Raw genomic sequence first — 18,789 nt, 5'->3', positions numbered from 1 at the left:
GTCGGGCAGGCGCGCCCATCGGGATCGGAGTGACAGAAGGCAGCCCGTCGTACGGAGCCAGCCCGTCCGGAGCCGAACCCACGGCCCGCGAGCCGCGCGACGCCCTGCCCTGTGCGGACGATGTTCAGGACCCCGGCGAGATGGCCCGCGCCCCCGACGACCGCGGCGGGTACGCCATGCGCGGCAAGGGTGAAGAGGGCGCGGTGGCGGAGCGCGCAGGGGTCCTCGATGGCGACCAGCGGGACGAGCGCGGGCGCGGCCGATGGCTGCCTGCCGAGGGTCGCGTGCCAGGTGAGTGGGGTCCGCCGACCGGTGTGTCCTCGGTGGCTGCGGCCTCGGTGACGTACACGGCGACGTCGACGCTGTCGCGTTCCACGGCCTCGACGAGCCGGGCCAGGCGGTCGACGCGGAAGCGGACCCGGCAGCCGGGCCACCTCTCCTGGACGGCGGCGGTCAGCCGTGGCAGGAACTGGTCGGCCGCGTGTTCGGCGGAGCCGATGGTGACGGTGCCTGGGCAAGACCCTGTGAGTCACGCCGTCTCGGATACCGCCGAACGGGTGAGGCCGAGTGGCCCGGGGGTGGTGTGGGAGCACGTGCGTTTGGCATGTGCCTCGACCGCCGTCCGACGTCATCACTCGTCGTGACCGGCGAAGGGTAGTTCTACGCACGGAATGTGACGGGACGGCACCGTCCCGTCACCCGTGCGACAGGAGAGAAGGCACCATGTCGGTCGACACCGGTACCGCGCCCGAGGCGGGCGCCGAGGAGCGGGAACAACAGAGCCTCGGTACCGCCGCGGCACGCACTCTGGCGACCACGACCAAGTCCGAACCCCAGATGCAGGGCATCAGTTCACGCTGGCTGACCCGCATGCTGCCCTGGGTGAACGTGCCCGGCGGCACCTACCGGGTCAACCGCCGGCTGTCGTACACGCGCGGCGACGGACGGGTGACGTTCGTGCAGACCGGCGCATACGTGCGGGTCGTCCCGGCCGAGTTGAGCGAACTGCCGGCGCTGCGCGGCTTCTCGGACCCCGACGCGCTCGGCGCGCTGGCCGAGCGGTTCGAGCAACGGGATTACGCGCCGGGCCAGTTGATCGTGGAGGCAGGCCGCCCCGCCGACCAGGTGTACCTGATCGCGCACGGCAAGGTGGAGCGGCTCAGCGAGGGCCCCTACGGCGACGAGGCGGTCACCGGGCTGCTGGCCGACGGCGACACCTTCGGCGGCGAGGTGCTCAACGACCCTGACAGCAGCTGGGAGTTCACGGCCCGCGCGGCGACGGCGACCACAGTGCTGGCCCTGCCGCACTCGGCGTACCAGGCCGTCGCGGAACGGCACCCGGAGCTGAGCGCGCACGTCGAGACGGCCGGCGCGGACGAGCACCGTCCGGTCAACCCGTTCGGCGAGGCGACGATCGCGCTGAGCGCCGGACACGTCGGCGAGCCGGACCTGCCGGGCACGTTCGTCGACTACGACCTCGCCCCGCGCGAGTACGAACTCAGCGTCGCCCAGACCGTGTTGAGGGTGCACAGCCGGGTCACCGACCTCTACAACCAGCCGATGAACCAGACCCAGCAGCAACTCCGGCTCACCGTCGAGGCCCTGCGCGAGCGGCAGGAGAACGAGCTGGTCAACAACCGGGACTTCGGCCTGCTGCACAACGCCGACTACGACCAGCGGATCTCCACCCACTCCGGCCCGCCGACCCCCGACGACCTGGACGAGCTGCTCAGCATGCGGCGCGACACCCGCTATCTGTTCGCCCACCCGAAGGCGATCGCCGCGTTCGGCCGCGAGTGCAACAAGCGGGGTGTGTACTTCAGCGGCATCGACGTCGGCGGCCACCATCTGCCCGCCTGGCGCGGGGTGCCGCTGCTCCCCTGCGGCAAGATCCCGGTGAGTGGGTCCCGTACGTCGTCGATCATCGCGATGCGCACCGGCGAGGACGACCAGGGCGTGATCGGCCTCTACCAGACGGGCATCCCGGACGAGCTCGAACCGGGCCTCAACGTACGGTTCATGGGCATCAACGAGCAGGCGATCATCTCCTACCTGGTGAGCACCTACTTCTCGGCGGCCGTCCTGGTGCCGGACGCGATCGGCATCCTGGAGAACGTCGAGGTCTCCCGCTGGGACGGCAACTGACCGACGGTCACGGCTGGTTCAGGAACGCGTCCAGCCGTGCCGCGTCCGGCGCCGTCGCCGGTCCCGACGCGGTGACGGCCAGAGCGGCGCCCGCGTTGGCCCGGCGCGCGGCGGCCACCGGGTCCACACCCCGAGCCAGGGCGGCCATGAACACCCCGGTGTGCGCGTCGCCGGCGCCGTTGAGATCGACGGCGTCGACGACGAACCCGGGCACTGCGACAAGCCGTCCGCCGTGGTGCAGGAGGCATCCGTCGGGCCCGGTACGGACGAGCACCGAGCCGCGCCGCAGCCGGGACGAGAGCGCGCGGGCGGCCTCGGCCGGCTCGTCGAGGCCGGTGAGCAGCGCGGCTTCGCGGGCGTTGCAGCTCCACCAGTCGGAGCGGGTGAGCAGCGACTCCAGGGCGCCCGTGGGGATTTCGCGGACCAGGGGCCCCGGGTCGGTGACCAGCGTGACGGCCGGGTCCAGTCGGGGCAGGAGGTCGAGCAGGGCGGCACGGTTGCTGTCGTGGAGCAGGCTGTACCCGGAGACGTACACCAAGTCCGCTGCCTCGGGCCGGAGTTCGGTCAGGTCGGCGGCGGTCAGGGTGGCCTCGGCACCAGGGCTGGTGACAAAGGTGCGCTCGCCTTCCGCGTCCACGAGGCAGACCACGAAGCCGGTGTCCGCTGACGTGCGCGGTGCGAGGAGGACGTCGATGCCTTCGGTGTGCAGCGCGGCGCGGGCCCGGTCGCCGAAGGGGCCGGTGCCGTGGGCTCCGGCGTAGCCGACCGCGAGTCCTTGGCGGGCGGCGGCGGCCATGACGTTGAAGCCGCCACCCGGGGTGTGCTCGGTGCGGGTGGCGAGGACGTCGCCGCCGCGCTCGGGGAGGGCGGGGACCTCGAGGACCAGGTCGACGACGACGTTGCCGAGGTGCCACAGCCTGGCGCTCACGGCCGGTGCCGGAGTTCCAGCAACGCGGCTGCTGTGGCGTCCAGTTGGAGCTTCGGGTTGACGCGGACGAGCGTTTCGCGCGCGTCGGCCGGGAAGGCGTCCACGCCGTGACAGGCGCCACCGACGGCTCCCGCGATCGCGGCGATGGTGTCGCAGTCGCCGCCGACGGAGGCGGCGAGCAGGGCGGCCCGCCAGGGGTCGTCGGGGCGGGCGGCGAGGACGGCGAAGGCGGCGGGCACCGACTCCTGCGTGGCGAGACTCGTGCCGACCAACGCGTAGACCCGCTCGGGGACTTGGGCCTCGGTCAGGCCCCGCACCAGTCCGGTCGCCCAGACGATCCGCTCGGCGACGTCGGCGGCGGCCACCCAGTGCCCGCGCCCCGCCGCCAACCGCGCCGCCGACACGGCCACTTCGACCGCCTCCGGAACTGACGCCCCATCGACTCCCGCGCTCACCGCGGCGGCCACGGCGGCGGCACCGGCGAGGGCGACCCCGGTGTTGTGGGTGAGGCTGCTGGCCTCCACCACCCGGTCCACCAGCACGGCCGGTTCCGCGATCGGCACCGCGATGCCCACGGGGGCGATCCGCATCGCCGCGCCGTTGGTGGTGCCGTGGCGCCCCACCTCGTCGGCCGGGGTGCCCGCGAGGAGGAGCTCCACCGCGCGCTTCGTGGACGGTCCGAGGAGGTCGAGCGAGCCGCGGGCGCGCATGTCGTCCTCCCAGGCGACCAGCCGCCGGGCGAGTTCCGCCGGGTCGACGCGGCCCTTGCCGTCGAGGAGCAACTCGGCCAGCAGCAGGGCCTGTTCGGTGTCGTCGGTGACGGCTCCGGCCGGCATCCCGGCGGCGAGGGGATGGTCGGGGGCGGCCGGGTGGAAGCCGGTCAGGAAGGGGCCGTAGCGAGAGGTGATGTCCGGGCGGGACAGCATCTGGGTGGGCATGCCGAGGGCGTCTCCGAGGGCAAGTCCGTGGAGGGCTCCGGTGGCGCGGCTCTGGAGGGTCATGGGTGCTTTCCGGTGCGGGGGTGCGGGTCAGCCGAATTCGAGGGTGAGTTGGAAGTGGTCGGGGTCGAGGAGGCTCACGACATGTTCGACGAAGGAGCCGTCGGCCGCCCGGCTGGTGCGCCGCGTGTCGAGGAACCAGTCACCCGGTTCGCGGCGCAGCAGCTCCGCCTCCCGCCCGTCGATCCGCCGCCCGCTCACCCGCTGCTCCCCGTGGTCGGGCCGCAGCCCGGCCCGCAGCATCACCTCGGTCAGGGACTGTCCGTCGAGCCCCCGGGCGGGCAGTTCGCGGACCCCGGGCACGGGCGGCAGGAAGCTGCGTTCGTACGACACGACGACCGCGTCAGCGGCGAGTTCGCGTATCCGCTCCACGCACACGAACTCCGGTGTTTTCAGGGTGAGTTGCCGGGCCAGTCGCTCGTCCTTCCGGGCGTCCACCGCGAGGGTCCTTACCCGGGTGTCGATGCCCTGGGTGGCCAGTGCGTGGGCCCAGCCGAGGCGGTCGTCCAGGGGGCGGCCGTCGAAGAGGACGTAGGAGCCCTTGCCGGTGCGGGTGGCGATCAGGCCCGCCTCGGCGAGTTCGGCGAGGGCCGCGCGGACGGTCGTACGGCTGACGCCGAAGCGCTGGGCCAGGGCGTGTTCGCCGGGGAGTTGTTCGCCGGCGGGGCGGTGGCCGCTGCGGATCTCCTTGGCGAGGACCTCGGTGATGCGCTGGTGTTTGAGCCGGACGGCGGTCATGACGGCTCCCCGACCGCCTCGGCGATGGTGACCACCCGGATCAGCGGTCGGTAGAGGTCCATGACGTGCAGGGCCTTGGCGTGGGAGTCGTCGTCCACGCCCGCGCAGGCGTCCGCGACGACCAGCACCTCGACGCCCGCGTCGGCGGCGGCGAGGGCCGTGGACAGGACGCAGCAGTCTGTGCTGACGCCCGCGAGGACGAGACGGCCGGCGGGGGCGACGCGTTCGGCGAGTTCCGGGGTCCACTTGCCGAAGGTGGGCGCGTCCACGAACTGCCGTGCCTGGTCGGCGAATTCGTCGGTCAGCCGCCACAGTGGGGCGTCCGGTGGCTGGAGCGCGAAGGGCCACTGGTCGTAGTAGGCGCGCCAGGCGCCCTCGGGCTTCCCGGGGGCCAGGAAGCGGGTGAAGGTGACGCGTTCGCCGAAGGCCGGGAGCAGTCGTCGTACGCCTGCCGCCGCCTCGGCGAAGCGCGGGGTGGCCCAGGGGCTGTCGGGTTCGGCGAAGACGCGCTGCATGTCGATGACGGCGAGGTGACCGGTCGCGGCGGTCATACGGCGGCCACCGCCTCCGGGCTCGCGGCCTGTTCCTCCTGGCGCCGGACGCGGGTGCGGCCGAGGGCGAGGGTGCCGAGGAAGCCGAGGGCGAGGGCGATCAGGACGCCGAGGTTGGCGTAGGCCCAGGCGCCGGACTTGCCGCCGAGGCCGAGCGGGTCGAGCAGATAGCCCTGCCAACTCAGCCAGCTGGCGGCCGTGTTGGTGACCAGGCCCCAGCCGATCGCGGTGGCGGCGAGGGTGAGGAGAAGGGGCGTGGGCTGGACGTCGCCGTAGCGGCCGTGCGGGCGGAAGAGGTCGCCCTCGTCGTAGTCGCGGCGGCGCAGGGCGAGGTCGGCGAGCATGATGCCGGACCAGGCGGCGATGGGGACGCCGAGGGTGGTGAGAAAGCCCATGAACTGGCCGAGGAAGTTGTCGGCGAAGAACACGATGTAGACCGAACCGGCGATCATCAGGACGCCGTCGACGAGGGCGGCGAGATAGCGCGGCACCCGGAGGCCCGCCGAGAGCAGGGCCAGGCCGGAGGAGTAGATGTCGAGGACCGCGCCGCCGACCAGGCCGAGGACGGCGACCACGGCGAACGGGACGAGGAACCAGGTCGGCAGGATCGTCGTCAGCGCGCCGATCGGGTCGGCGGCGACCGCCTTGTTGAGCGTGCTGGACGAACCGGCGAGCAGCAGACCGAAGACCAGCAGGAGCAGCGGGGCCACGGAGGCACCGAACGTCGTCCAGCCGATCACACCTCTGCTGGACGAACTCCGGGGCAGATAACGGGAGTAGTCGGCTGCCGCGTTGACCCAGCCGAGGCCGAAGCCGGTCATCATGAACACCAGCGCGCCGATGAACTCCTGGGCGGAGCCCGCCGGCAGGGCACTCACCGTGCTCCAGTGGATGTGGTCGGCGACGAGCGCGATGTAGACGATCGTGAGCACACCGGTGACGACGGTGATGACCGTCTGCAACCGCATGATCAGGTCGAAGCCCATGACTCCGCCGACGACGGTCAGCGCGCCGACCAGGATCAGCGCGACCACCTTGGTCTCCGTGCCGCCGCCCCAGCCGAGCCTGCCGAACACGGTCGCGGTGGCCATCGTCGCGAGGGAGGTGAGGACGGTCTCCCAGCCGACGGTGAGGACCCAGGAGATCACCGAAGGCAGCCGGTTGCCGCGCACGCCGTAGGCGGCGCGGCTCAGGACCATCGTCGGCGCGGAGCCGCGCTTGCCCGCGACCGCGATGAAGCCGCAGAGCAGGAAGGAGAAGACGATCCCGATGACACCGGCGACGAGCGCCTGCCAGAAGGAGATCCCGAAGCCGAGCGCGAAGGCGCCGTAGCTCAGTCCGAGAATGGAGACGTTCGCTCCGAACCAGGGCCAGAACAGGGTACTTGGGGTGCCCTTGCGTTCGGCGTCGCCGATCACGTCGAGGCCGTGCGTCTCGACCTGGAGCTGCCGGGACTGGGAAGTCTGGGAGGAGTCCGCCATCGTCGACCTACCTGTCTAGACGTGTTCAGTCGAGGCTAGGTCGGGTGGTGAGGGGCGTCAAGGGCGGGCTCGGGGCGGACCGCTCGCTCCCCGTCAGTGGCAGTCGCCGTGCCGGCCCAGGGTCTCCACCGGGGTAGCGCCCGGCCGGGTCCACTGCGGGACGGGACGGCTGGTCTCGCCCCAGGTGGCGTTCCCTTCGGCGTCCGAGCGCCAGTACCAGCAGGCGTCGCGGCCGGGCGGGTAGCCCTCGGGGTTGTCCTGCCAGGCCTCGCCGCGGCCGTACGGCGTCATGTCGAGCAGGGCGAGGGAGCCGTTGACCGGTTCGTTGCCGCGGCCCGTCGTGGAGTAGGTCAGGAACACCCGATCGCCGTCGCGCAGGAAGGCGAGGATGTGGCCCATCCCGCCGCCGATCGGCGCGTCCAGGCCGCGCACCGAGTACCAGGGCTCGGTGTAGCCCATGAACTCGACGAAGGGAGCGACCTCGTCCCACACGCCCGTGGTCAGGACGGCGTAGGAGACGCCCCGGGCGTTGAGGTACACCGCGTCCTTCATGTGCCAGACAGTGGTGGTGCAGCCCTCGCACTGTCCCTGGTGGGGTGCGTGGTCGTGCCACATGTGCTGGTACACCACCAGTTCGTCGCGCCCCTGGAAGAGATCGAGGAACGGCACCGGCCCGTCCGCCCCCACGACCTCCACCTTCCCGTCGAGCTCGACCATCGGCAGCCGCCGTCGGGCCGCGGCGATCGCGTCCCCCTCCCGGGTGTGCGCCTTCTCGCGGAGCAACAGTTCGTCGCGGGCCGCGTTCCAGGTGGCGATGTCTACGACGGGCGGCTTGCCGGGGAGGTCGCTGCTGCTCCCGGTGCCGGGTGTGGTCGTCATGGGTCCTCCGTGGTGTGTCGTGTCGGGCGGCGGGGCGTCGTAGGGCGTATGTCCCAGGCAGTACTACGGCGCTCACCGGATCAGACTCCGGGCGGGGCCGAAACTCATCGCGGCGGGCCGGGGTCCGTCGCTGGTTCCCACATGTGGCGGCACGACACGTTGCGGCACCACATGTGCCGGCATCACACGTGGCCACGCCTTACGTGGTCGCACCCGCGTTCCACTCACCGGCACAGCACGCGACACCTCGGCGCCCCGTCCGCACGCTGTTCCCATCGGCCGGGGCGTCACGCGCACCGCACCACGGGTGCCGCGCCTCCGCGATCTCGAGGGAGGCCTGCATGGAGTGGTCCGGGACGCGTCAAGGGGATGGTGAAGCTGCCCGCTCTCCCCATACACGCCGCACTCCCCGTACTCCTCGTACTCCTCGCGATGAGCGCACCCACGACCGTGCCGGTGACCGCGCCCCTGACACGTTGGCCCTGTTGAACGGGGAGTTCGACGGAACGCACGACGCGTGGCGCTCGGCCATGGGCACGGTGTGCGTGGCCGGTCCGGAGTCCGCGCGGGCCGTGCTCGGCAACCGGGACGCCATCGTCGACGAGGCCTCCGACTTCTACCGGACCCGGCACGGCGACTTCGGGCCCCGCGAGGCGCAGATCAGGATCGGACGGGCGGCACGAGTGCTGATGCGCCGTCATTTGAACACGCGGCGCTCGGAGTTGCCGGGTCTGGTCGCCGGATACCTCGCTCCCAGCGCCGTCTGGCCCGACGCGGGCAACCTGCTCGTCCTCCGCCATCTGCGCGACGTCCTGCTGCACCCGGACGCACCGCCCCAGCTCCACGCCACCGTAGGGCAGATCGTCCACCGCGCGGTCCTGGCGGGCGCCCGGCACCGTCACTCACCACCGTCCCGGCTCCTCTTCCGGCGCCGCGCGCAGAACGTCCTGCATACCGAAATACGCGCCAGGCAGCAGCAGTTGGACCCGGCCCGAGACGCACGTGACCTGCTCGACGTCGTCGTCGGCGAGAGCGACCCCGGGTCGGACCCGAAGGATCTCGCCGAGGTGTACCTCTCCTTCCTGTTCGCCACCGTCGGCTCGGTCGGCTTCGCGCTCGGCTGGTCGGTGTATCTGCTCGGCACGCATCCCGACTGCCAGGCGGCGGAACCGAGTTGGACGGTCCGGGAGGCGCTGCGGCTGTGGCCGGTGGCGTGGCTGTTCGCGCGGACACCGAGTCACGCTCAGACGCTCGGCGGGGCGGAGGTGACCCCGCGCGACCTCCTCGCCGTCTGCACCTACCTGGTGCACCGGCACCCCATGTACTGGGAGCGGCCGGACGAGTTCGTGCCGGAGCGCTGGGCGGGGGCGGTGCCGGACGGGGCGTATCTGCCGTTCGGGCACGGGCCGCACACCTGCGCCGGGGCGACCGTCACCATGCGACTCCTCGAAGACCTCGTCGAACTCATCACCCGTGACTGGCGGTTGTCGGTCATCCAGGACGGCGCCGGTCCCCAGGTGGGCCCGGCGCTCGCTCCGCCGCGTTTCACCGCGGTGCTGAGCCCCCGCTCCGACTGTCCCGGAAGGAGGTGAACGCGCATGCACGCCCTGTATCTCAAGGCGAAGTCCGTCCTCAACATCCGAGGCTCGTACGGACAGTTCTGGTACCTGTACCACCACATCTGACCGGCCCGGCGCGGGGAACCGTCCAGCGATCGGCTCCCCGCGCCCCACGAGGGGACGCTCACCATGACCACCCCGCAGCACCCCGAGGACTTCCTGCACGCCATCCGCACGCGCAGCGCGGCCGAGGACGGGATCTTCTGGGTCGACGACACCCGGCTCGGCGTGTTCGAGCCGGAGGCGGCGCGCCGGGTCAGTGCCACGAACTGGCGCCGGTTCGTCCTGCACGACCGGCTGATCGACATGCTGCGGCGGCGGCACAGCACCGAGGTGCGGTGGAGCGTGATCCGTTCCGCGTGGCTCACCCAACTGCACACGCTGGCCACGGCGGAGCACCACGGCGCGCTGCTCGACCGGATGGAGCGGATCGTCGACGAGCGGCTCGGCGAGGACGTCGATCTGGTCATGCTGACCCAGGACGTGGCGCTGCGGTCCATGCTGCCGGTCGCGCTGTCCGGGCTGACCGAGGGCGAGGCCGAACTGGTCCGCCGTGACCTGGAGATGAAGCTGCTGCGCCTCGTCTCGCCCACCCCCGCCGGGATATGGCACCACCTGCGGTTAGTCGGCGTACAGATACGGTCCGGGCTCGTGGTGCGCCGGGTGCTGCGGCAGCGGGCGCGCGGGAAGCGGCCGCGCGAGCTGGATCTCGCCGATCCGTTCGTCGACCTGCTGCCCCAACTCGGCATGGACCGCGCGCTGGACGTGGTGACCACCGTCCTCACCGCGATCGGCGGCCCGCCGGGCACGGCCGCCGCGAGTCTGCTGTACGAGTTCGTCCGGCATCCCGAGTGGCAGGAGCTGCTCACCGAGGAACTGACCGCCGTGGACCCGCTGGAGTTCCGTACGGCGCCGACGCACGCGGCGCCGGTGACGCACCGGTTCGTGAAGGAGGTGCTGCGGCTGTGGAGCCCGCCGCTGCTGCTGGTGCGGCGCAACCAGTTCTCCTTCGACTTCGGCAAGACCCGGCTGGAGCCCGGGGACTGGTATCTGCTGAGTCCGCATCTCATCCACCGTGACGAGCGGGTGTGGAAGCGGCCGGACGTCTTCGACCCGGACCGTTTCCTGCCGGGAGCGCCGCACGGGCCGGCGGACCGCACCTGTTATGTGCCGTTCGGGTGGGCGCCCAAGAAGTGTGTCGGCGCGAGTATCGGGACAGTCCAACTGATGGGTCTGTGCCACCTGTTGTGCACGCGCTACCGGCTGAGCCTCGACCGCCCCGAGGACCTGAGGATGGCCCTCCGCTTCGCCCCGGTACCGGAGGATTTCCGCGGCCGTCTCGCCCTGCGGTAGCGAAACCTTCTGAGCGCCCGCTCGTTGATCGTCCCGGAACTCCGGCGAAATTGTCCGTGATCGGTAACAGGCGGATCCTCCCCCGCCTTTACACCGTCCTGACGAGTGCACGGAGTCGTTCGAACAGGACAAGGGCAGGGCTGAGATGGCGCGGCACAGTGGGCGGGGTTGGTACGGGCGGGTTCTCGCGGCGGCGGTCGGGGTGACCGCGGTGGCGGCGGCGACCTCGGTGTGGACCGCGCAGGCCGGTGTCGTCGACGGGCAGGGTGCCAGGGGCTCCGCGCATCCCGCCGCGAGTTCGGGCCCCGCCCGGGCCGCCGTGTCCGAGGAGATTGTGCACGCCTCCGACCAGGGTGCCCACGGCGTCAACATCACCATCGACGACGGCCCGGACCCGACCTGGACCCCGCAGGTGCTCCAAGTCCTCAAGGAGTACGGGGTGAAGGCCACCTTCTGCATGATCGGCCCCGAGGCCGAGGCCCACCCCGACCTGGTCAAGGCGGTCGTGGCGGCCGGGCACCGGCTGTGCGACCACACGGTGTCGCACGACACCACGATGGACAAGAAGTCCGAGGCCTACCAGTCGCAGGAGATCCTGGACGCCGAGCGCATGATCACCAAGGCGTCGGGAGGGGTCCGGCCGCTGTACTACCGTGCACCGGGCGGCGCGTTCACGCCGTACAGCCGCCACCTCGCCGCCTCGCGGGGGATGCGCCCGCTGGGCTGGAACGTCGACTCCAAGGACTTCGAACTCCCGGGTACGGACGCCATCATCGCCACCGTCAAGAGCGAACTGCCCAACGGGCCGACCGTCCTGTTCCACGACGCCGGCGGTGACCGTTCACAGACCGTGGCCGCGCTGCGCGAGATCCTGCCGTGGCTGAAGCAGCAGGGCTATGCGTTCGGGTTCCCGGTGCGCTGAACCGTGTGACGAATTGGCGTCCGGCGTAATTCACCACGGACATGTCCGACATGAAATGCGCGGAATTCACTCCTCGCGGACCGCTCGCCCCTCGACCACCACGTGACGAATATGTGTGGGAAATGTGGCAACGGCCCGCGAGGTGACGGGATTTAACCGTGTCAGTGCCGATTCGCGCTGTCGGCGGCGCACCGCGAAGGCTTGCGGCGATATCAGACGTGCAGTAACTACGTGACACATGAACCTGTTCAACCGTGCTGCGCCCCTCCGCCGCTCGGCATCCCCCGCCGCCCCGCAACGCCCCGCCGCCCCACCGGCGTCCACCCCCTCCGGCCTGCCCGATCCCGGTCTGGCGGAGCTGACCGGGGAGTGGATGATCGATCCCGCGCACAGCAGGATCGGCTTCTCCGTCCGGCACGCGATGGTGACGACCGTGCGCGGCTCTTTCGCCGAATACAAAAGCCGGCTCTACTTCGACGGCCGTAACCCGGCCCGTTCCCAGGCCGAGATCGTGGTGTCCACCGGCAGTGTCGACACCGGTGTGGAACAACGCGACGCCCACCTGGTCGGCCGTGACTTCCTGGACACCGCGACCTTCCCGCGGATGCGGTTCGCCAGTACCGCGGTGCAAATGGCCGGCAACGATGTCTACCGCATGCTCGGTGATCTCACCATCAAGGACGTCACCCGTCCCGTCGTGCTGGAACTCACCTATATCGGCCATGTCACCGACCCGTTCTCCGTCGAGCGCGTCGGCTTCGACGGCACCACCACCATCGACCGCTCCGACTGGGGGCTGACCTACAACTCCCGGTTGGCGGAGGGCGGTGCGATGGTGAGCGAGAAGGTGCGCCTCCAGTTCGACATCGCGGCGATCCGCACGATGCCGACCGTCTGACGGAACGTTCACTCGCCCGGACGCCGTGCCGCCGCATGCCGGGCGAGTTATGTGTTACACCGTGACATCCGCTGCCGAGGCCGCGCCCGGCTCGGTGGCTGGTTTGCGTACATGTCGCGCCGTTCGGCGGAGGAGACACGTCGACACACGACCGTCATTGACAAGGTGAATCAGCAACGGTTGTCATGAACACATGCCGAGATCTCGGGAAACCCGCGACCACCGCCTATGCGACGGCCCCGCGCTCGGCCGCGGTGGCGGTGTGTCCCCGGACTCGATGCGGAAGGACGGTCATTGACCGGGCGCCGCGAGCTGCTCGACGCCGCCCGTGCCGAGTTGACGAGCCGTCGCGGAGTACTGCTGTACGGTCCCGCCGGGATCGGCAAGTCCGTGGCGCTGGCCGCCCTCGTGGCGTCCTCGACCGCTCAGATCCAGCCGCCCGTCACGGTGTTGCACTGCTCCCCCGCCGAGAAGGACGCCCGGCTGCCGTTCGCCGGTCTCGTCGACCTCTTCGCGCGGGTGCCGGAGAGCTGCCTTGAGACCCTGGCACCCGAACCCCGAACCGCCCTGCGGGCAGCCCTGTTGCGCGGCGAGACACCGGCCGGCGACCGAAGCGAACTCGCCGTCCGCGTCGCCGTTCTCGACGTGCTCCGCACGCTGACCGCCACCGGGCCTGTGTTGCTGGCCCTCGACGGGCTCCAGTGGCTCGACGAACCCACCGCCGAAGTACTCGCCTTCGTCGTACGGCGCATCGAGGGCCTGGACGTGCGGGTGGTGGCCGCCGAGCGTGTGCCGGACGGTGAGCGGCCCGAACGGCCGTACTGCTGCCCGCCCGGCACCGTGGAACTGCCCGTGCCGCCCCTGGCGGACGACGAGGTGGCGCGGCTCCTGGATGCCGAACTGCCACCGGCGGTGGTGCGGGCCGTCCAGGACACGGCCGCCGGAAACCCCTGGTACGCGGTGGAGTTGGGGCGGACGGCCCCGCGTGACGGAGCGGCCGTCGGCCTCGGCCGGAGCCTGCCCGTGCCCCGGCGGCTGCGCGCCCTGCTCCTGGACCAGGCGCGCACGTTGCCGGATACCGCGCGCCGCGCCCTGCTGGTCTCAAGTGCCGCCGCCCGTCCCACACTTACGCTGCTGCGGGCCGCCGGGTTCCACGACCCCGCCGCGGATCTCGCGGAGGCGGAGCGGCTCGGGGTCGCGGTGGCCGACGCCGACGGGACCGTACGCTTCCGGCATCCGTTGGTCCGGGCCGCCGTCTACGCGGACGCTCCGGAGCACGAGCGGCGGAAGGCACATGCCCTGCTGGCCCCTGCGGTCACCGAACTCGTCGAGCGGGCCCGACACTTGGCGCTCGCCCACCCGTACGAGGAGGAGACCACCGCACAGACGCTGATGTCGGCGGCCGAGTCCGCGCGCCGGGACGGCGCACCCGACACCGCCTTCGAGCTGGCCGCCCTCGCGGCCCTGCGCACTCCCGGTGACCGTCCGGCGCAGCGGGCCGACCGGTTGCTGGCGGCTGCCGAATACGCGTGTGACGCGGGACAGTTGGAGGAGGCCGGGCAGGCGGCCGAGACGGTGCTCGCCGGGTCGGGTTCCGCGCGGCAGCGGGTGCGGGCGCGGCTGGTCCTGCTGCGGAACGCCGGGCAGGCGCTGAAGGGCGCGCATGCGCTGATCGAGGAGGGGCTGCGGGACGCCGACGGCGATCCCGAGGCCGAGGCATGGCTGCACTACTGGGCGGCCGTACGGGGCCTGCTGTGCGGGGAGTTGGCGGACGCGGCCCGGCATGCCCGGCGGGCGGCCCGGCAGGCGGCCGTGGCCGGTGACACGGAGACCCGGATCGGGGCGCTCGCGACGCTCGCCCGGGTGCGCTCGCTGGGCGGTGAACCGGTCGCCGCCGACGTCGCGTTGGAGGAGGCTCTCGCGCTGGCCGGCGGTGCCGGTGCCGGGCCGGAGAGCTGGGGGCTGATCCGGATGCGGGCGATCCTCGCCCTGGACTCGGACAAGGTCGTCGAGGCTCAGCAGCGGGTCACCGAACTCCTGGCGGAGATAGGGGAGTTCGCCGGGGTCGAGGAGGTCATGGCGACCCTCGTCGCGCTCACCCGCATCCACGTGCGCGCCGGGCACTGCCGGGAGGCCCTGGACACCGCCGCCCGCTGCACCCGCGCGGTGGCCGACACCGGCGTACAGACCGCTCCGGCGCTGTACGCGGCAGCGCTCGCGGCGACCGCGGGCGGGACCGCGGACGAGGCGCGGCACCTCGCGGAGCAAGCGGTGCGGGCGTCGGAGGCGGACGGCGACCGGCTGTTCCTGCTGCGGGCACTGGCGGTGCTGGGGCAGGCCGAGTTGCTCGTCGGCGACCCGCGTGGCGCGGCCGCCGCGGTCGAGGCCCTGCACCGCGTGAAGGAGCTCGGCGCGGCCATGTCCGCCGCCGATCCGCCGCTGCTGCACTGGTACAGCGACCTGGCCGAGGCCCTGGTGGTGCTGGGTGAGACGGACGAGGCGGGTGCCGTGATCGACGAGGCCCGCACGTGGGTGTCCGCCGACGCGCCCGGCAGCGTGCTGGCGGCGCTGGAGCGGGCGGAGGGGCTGCGCGAGGCGGGGCTCGGCCGGGCGAAGGAGGGGGCGGTGCGGCTGCGGGCCGCCGTGGACCGGTTGCGTCGGCTCCCGTTGCCCGTGGACCTGGTGCGCACCCTGATCGCGCTCGGCGCCGTGGAACGGCGGGCCCGGCACCGGAACGCGGCGCGCACCGCGCTCGGTGAGGCGCTGGAGACGGCGACGCGGATCGGGGCGGCTCCGCTGGCGGCGCGGGCCGGGGACGAGCTGGCGCGGCTGGAGGCCGGCGACCGGGACGGCGAGGGGCATCCCGAACTCACGCCCACGGAAGCCCGGGTCGCCGAGCTGGTCGGCGGCGGGGCCACCAACAGGGAGGTCGCCGCCGAGCTGTTCATCAGCGTCAAGACGGTCGAGGGCACCCTCTCGCGGGTCTACCGCAAGGTCGGTGTCCGCTCGCGCACCGCGCTCGCCCACGCGATGGCGGTCGCCGTCATCGCGTCCGGCGCGGCGGCCGTGAGCGTCGGCGACGACGACCAACAGCAGCTCACCGCACAGGCGGTGACGGTCGGTCAGCCCGGTCGGGTCAGGGCTCCCCGGACGCTCGACAACCGTCGCTGACCTGTCATCCGCGGTTCATGTGACATCCGCAGTTAACACACGACGCAAGGGTTCCCCCGCTTACGCGGGTGGGGTCGGTGTTCCTACGGTGAAGCCGTTCCGCTTCCGGGACAGCAACCCCCCACTCCTCGGAGGACCTCAGTGATGTCACGCCTGAAGCTGGTCGGCCTGGTCGCCGTGCCGGCACTGCTCGCCGCAGCCGTCCCCAGCGCCTACGCCGCCGCGCAGCCGCACACAACTCGGGCCGCCATCGCGGGAGATGTCCTCAAGGGCCTGAACCACGACGCGGCCCGCACCGGCGCCGTCTCCGCCACGAAGCGGATAGCGGTGGCCATCAGCCTGACCCCGAGAAACGCCAAGGGCCTCGACACCTTCATCGCCGACGTCAGCAACCCCCGGTCGAGTTCGTACGGCCACTACCTGACGAAGGCCCGGTTCGCGGCCCGGTTCGGCCGCACCGACGCCGAGGTGAAGCAGGTCAAGGAGTACCTGCGCGCCCAGGGTCTCACCGTCGGCAAGGTCCACTCGGGCAACCTGCTGGTCGACGCCACCGGCACCGCCGCGCAGCTGGAGAAGGCGTTCGGCACGAAGCTGTCGACGTGGAAGGACGCCAGGTCGGGCCGCGCCTTCTACGCCAACGAGACCGCGCCGACCCTGCCGACCGGCATCGCCGGCCTGGTCAGCGACGTGACCGGCCTCAACAACCGCGCCCAGCTGCACCACCAGGCGACCAGCACCGTCGCCCCGCGCAACGGCCCCGGCGGCGGCTACACCCCGGCGCAGCTCAAGGGCGGTTACAACGTCTCCGGCACGTACACCGGAAGCGGCCAGAAGATCGCGCTCCTGGAGTTCGACGGGTTCCAGCAGTCCAACATCACCAAGTACGACACCAACTACAGCCTGGGCTCCCCCACTCCGACCGTGTCGAAGGTCGACGGCGGTTCCGGTGCGCTCGGTGACGGCCAGGTCGAGGTCGAGCTGGACATCGAGGTCCTGCACGCGATCGCCCCGAAGGCGAACGTCACCGTCTTCGAGGGCCCGAACTCCGACGCCGGCGAGGTCGACACCTACCAGGCCATCGTCGACAGCGGCATCCCGACCACCTCGATCAGCTGGGGCGCGTCCGAGAGCCAGCGCACCACCTCCAACATCAACGCCGTGGACGCCGTGTTCAAGACGGGCGCGGCCGAGGGCCTCGGCTTCTACGCGGCCTCCGGCGACGACGGCTCCGACGACGCGGGCGACGGCACCACCACCGTCGACTACCCGGCGAGCGACCCGTACGTCACCGGTGTCGGCGGCACCAAGCTGACCGTCACCTCCGCCAACGCGTTCAGCAAGGAAGTCGCCTGGTCCGGCGGTGGCGGCGGCAAGTCCTCCGTCTTCAAGATCCCGAGCTGGCAGACCGCAGTCCAGAAGAGCGCCGGTGGCGGCTACCGCCAGGTCCCGGACGTATCCGCGCACGCCAACCCCAGCCCCGGCGTCTCGATCTACTCGCAGGGCACCTGGACCTCGGTCGGCGGCACCAGCGCCGCCGCGCCCGAGTGGGCCGCGTTCGGCGCGCTCTACAACCAGCAGGCCGCGGCGTCCGGCAAGGCCAACCTCGGCTTCGCCAACCCCGCGCTCTACACGGCGAACGGCACCGGCTTCCACGACATCACCAGCGGCAGCAACGGCGCCTACTCCGCCGCCACCGGCTGGGACTTCACCAGCGGCTGGGGCTCCTACAACGCCGCGACCCTGGCGGCCAAGCTGCTCGGCTGAACCCGGTGGCTGAACCCAGTGACTGAACTCCGATGAACGAAGCGCGGGCCGGGATTCACTTCCGGCCCGCGCTTCACGTCACCCGCATCACCTGAACCCGGCCCTGCCCGGGCTCTCTTCGACGAAGCTCCGCGTCGCCTCCTCGGCGGGTTCCCTGCCTCAGCTGTCGTAGTCGACGGCGAGGGTGTCGGACACGGGAAAGGTCTGGCAGGTCAGGACGTAACCGGCGTCGACCTCCGCGGGTTCGAGGGCGTAGTTGCGCCGCATGTCCGCGGTGCCCTCGGTGACCAGCGCGCGGCAGGTGCCGCAGACGCCGCCCTTGCAGGCGAAGGGCAGGTCGGGGCGGGTCTTCTGGGCGCCGTCGAGGATCGAAGTGTCCCTGGGGAGCGCGGAGTTGGTGGTGCGGCCGTCGAGGGTGACGGTGACCTGGCTGACCGGACCGTCGTAGGCCGCGTCGACGTGACGGTTCGGCCGGACGGGCTCGTCGTCGGCGTAGAACAGCTCCTGGTGGACGCGGTCGGCGGGGACGCCGAGGCCGGTGAGGACCTGTTGGGCGTCGCGGACCATGCCGTGCGGGCCGCAGAGCCACCAGTGGTCGGCGGTGTCCACGTCGACGAGGGCGTCCACGAGCGCGCTGAGCCGGTCGGCGTCGAGGCGCCCGGAGAGGATCTCGGCCTCGCGCGGTTCGCGGGACAGGATGTGCGCCAGCTGGAAACGGCCGGGGTACAGGTCCTTCAGGTCGGCCAGTTCGTCGGCGAACATCACGGTGGCGCTGCGCCGGTTGCCGTAGAAGAGCGTGACGCGGGAGCGGGTGTCGGCGGCGAGGACGGATTCCGCGATGGAGAGCATCGGGGTGATGCCGGAGCCCGCGGCGATCAGGACGTGGTGGCCGGGGAGGGTCAGGTCGGGGGTGAAGGCGCCGGTGGGGGCCATCACCTCGACGGTGTCTCCAGGGCGTACGTCGTTGACCAGCCAGGAAGAGAACAGGCCGCCGGGGACGACCCGTACGCCGATGCGCGGGTGTGCTCCGGCCGGGGAGCAGATGGAGTACGAGCGGCGCTCGTCGCGGCCCTCGACCTCGCGGCGGAGGGTGAGCGACTGGCCGGGCCGGTACGCGAACTCCTCGGCGAGGTGCTCGGGGATGTCGAAGCCGATGGCGGCGGCGTCCTCGCACAGCGGCTCGACGACGGCGACCCGCAGGGCGTGGAAGACCGGGCGGCGGCGCGCCGGACGGGCGGGGGTGGTGGGGGCCGGGGCGGTCACTGGTCCACCGTCCTTTCCACGGGCGGGAGTTGGGCACTCACCGCGAGCGGGTGTGAGGGGCTGTCCGCGAGCGGCTGCC

At 71.8% G+C, this 18,789-nt stretch carries 15 protein-coding genes; 7 read left to right on the top strand and 8 right to left on the bottom strand.

Features of this window, described 5'->3' with window-relative positions:
* Positions 1 to 124 precede the first annotated feature (124 nt).
* The gene (locus ACIRB1_RS27510) at positions 125 to 499 is read right to left on the bottom strand and encodes a LysR substrate-binding domain-containing protein (RefSeq protein ID WP_352179613.1); all 375 of its coding nucleotides are present in this window, start codon (positions 497 to 499) and stop codon (positions 125 to 127) included.
* A 224-nt stretch (positions 500 to 723) separates the two neighbouring features.
* On the opposite strand from ACIRB1_RS27510, the gene ACIRB1_RS27505 reads away from it, so the two are divergent.
* A complete protein-coding gene (locus tag ACIRB1_RS27505) occupies positions 724 to 2,145 on the top strand; it encodes a family 2B encapsulin nanocompartment shell protein (protein ID WP_352179148.1) in 1,422 nt (473 codons plus the stop codon).
* 7 nt (positions 2,146 to 2,152) lie between these two features.
* On the opposite strand, the gene ACIRB1_RS27500 is transcribed toward ACIRB1_RS27505, so the two are convergent.
* From ACIRB1_RS27500 to ACIRB1_RS27475, 6 genes are all read right to left on the bottom strand, one after another.
* Positions 2,153 to 3,073 (bottom strand): PfkB family carbohydrate kinase, encoded by a 921-nt coding sequence (locus ACIRB1_RS27500; protein WP_403467352.1) that lies wholly within the window; start codon positions 3,071 to 3,073, stop codon positions 2,153 to 2,155.
* Positions 3,070 to 4,074, bottom strand: coding sequence for an ADP-ribosylglycohydrolase family protein (locus ACIRB1_RS27495; protein ID WP_403467351.1), 1,005 nt, complete (start codon positions 4,072 to 4,074; stop codon positions 3,070 to 3,072). The genes ACIRB1_RS27500 and ACIRB1_RS27495 overlap by 4 nt, the downstream gene beginning before the upstream one ends.
* 27 nt (positions 4,075 to 4,101) lie before the next feature.
* Entirely contained in the window at positions 4,102 to 4,809 is a 708-nt protein-coding gene (locus ACIRB1_RS27490; RefSeq protein WP_403467350.1) for a GntR family transcriptional regulator, read from the bottom strand.
* The gene (locus tag ACIRB1_RS27485; protein ID WP_403467349.1) at positions 4,806 to 5,360 is read right to left on the bottom strand and encodes a cysteine hydrolase family protein; all 555 of its coding nucleotides are present in this window, start codon (positions 5,358 to 5,360) and stop codon (positions 4,806 to 4,808) included. The genes ACIRB1_RS27490 and ACIRB1_RS27485 overlap by 4 nt, the downstream gene beginning before the upstream one ends.
* Complete coding sequence (locus ACIRB1_RS27480) at positions 5,357 to 6,841, bottom strand: purine-cytosine permease family protein (protein WP_403467348.1); 1,485 nt, start codon at positions 6,839 to 6,841, stop codon at positions 5,357 to 5,359. The genes ACIRB1_RS27485 and ACIRB1_RS27480 overlap by 4 nt, the downstream gene beginning before the upstream one ends.
* Before the next feature lie 93 nt (positions 6,842 to 6,934).
* Positions 6,935 to 7,720, bottom strand: a complete 786-nt coding sequence (locus ACIRB1_RS27475) for a DUF899 family protein (RefSeq protein WP_403467347.1) — start codon at positions 7,718 to 7,720, stop codon at positions 6,935 to 6,937.
* A gap of 485 nt (positions 7,721 to 8,205) precedes the next feature.
* Here ACIRB1_RS27475 and ACIRB1_RS27470 point away from each other — a divergent pair, with 485 nt between their 5' ends.
* The 6 genes from ACIRB1_RS27470 (at position 8,206) to ACIRB1_RS27445 (ending at position 17,447) form a co-directional block, all read left to right on the top strand.
* The gene (locus tag ACIRB1_RS27470; RefSeq protein ID WP_403467346.1) at positions 8,206 to 9,312 is read left to right on the top strand and encodes a cytochrome P450; all 1,107 of its coding nucleotides are present in this window, start codon (positions 8,206 to 8,208) and stop codon (positions 9,310 to 9,312) included.
* 156 nt (positions 9,313 to 9,468) lie between these two features.
* The gene (locus ACIRB1_RS27465; protein ID WP_403467345.1) at positions 9,469 to 10,692 is read left to right on the top strand and encodes a cytochrome P450; all 1,224 of its coding nucleotides are present in this window, start codon (positions 9,469 to 9,471) and stop codon (positions 10,690 to 10,692) included.
* A 145-nt stretch (positions 10,693 to 10,837) separates the two neighbouring features.
* The gene (locus tag ACIRB1_RS27460; protein WP_352179157.1) at positions 10,838 to 11,614 is read left to right on the top strand and encodes a polysaccharide deacetylase family protein; all 777 of its coding nucleotides are present in this window, start codon (positions 10,838 to 10,840) and stop codon (positions 11,612 to 11,614) included.
* 238 nt (positions 11,615 to 11,852) lie between these two features.
* Positions 11,853 to 12,512: a YceI family protein gene (locus ACIRB1_RS27455; RefSeq protein WP_352179158.1), complete on the top strand. Its 660-nt coding sequence runs from the start codon at positions 11,853 to 11,855 to the stop codon at positions 12,510 to 12,512.
* 294 nt (positions 12,513 to 12,806) lie between these two features.
* A complete protein-coding gene (locus tag ACIRB1_RS27450) occupies positions 12,807 to 15,683 on the top strand; it encodes an AAA family ATPase (RefSeq protein ID WP_352179159.1) in 2,877 nt (958 codons plus the stop codon).
* Between the two features lie 144 nt (positions 15,684 to 15,827).
* Entirely contained in the window at positions 15,828 to 17,447 is a 1,620-nt protein-coding gene (locus tag ACIRB1_RS27445) for a S53 family peptidase (protein ID WP_352179160.1), read from the top strand.
* A gap of 159 nt (positions 17,448 to 17,606) precedes the next feature.
* On the opposite strand, the gene paaE is transcribed toward ACIRB1_RS27445, so the two are convergent.
* Positions 17,607 to 18,710 carry a 1,2-phenylacetyl-CoA epoxidase subunit PaaE gene (paaE, locus tag ACIRB1_RS27440; RefSeq protein ID WP_403467344.1) on the bottom strand — a complete coding sequence of 368 codons (1,104 nt, stop codon included), beginning with the start codon at positions 18,708 to 18,710 and terminating at the stop codon, positions 17,607 to 17,609.
* Positions 18,711 to 18,789: the final 79 nt, after the last annotated feature.

It is taken from the genome of Streptomyces sp. NPDC096013 (assembly GCF_044763565.1).
Taxonomy (GTDB): domain Bacteria; phylum Actinomycetota; class Actinomycetes; order Streptomycetales; family Streptomycetaceae; genus Streptomyces.
Note: the sequence above shows the minus strand (reverse complement) of the source record. Positions and strands in the feature narration are given on the sequence as shown.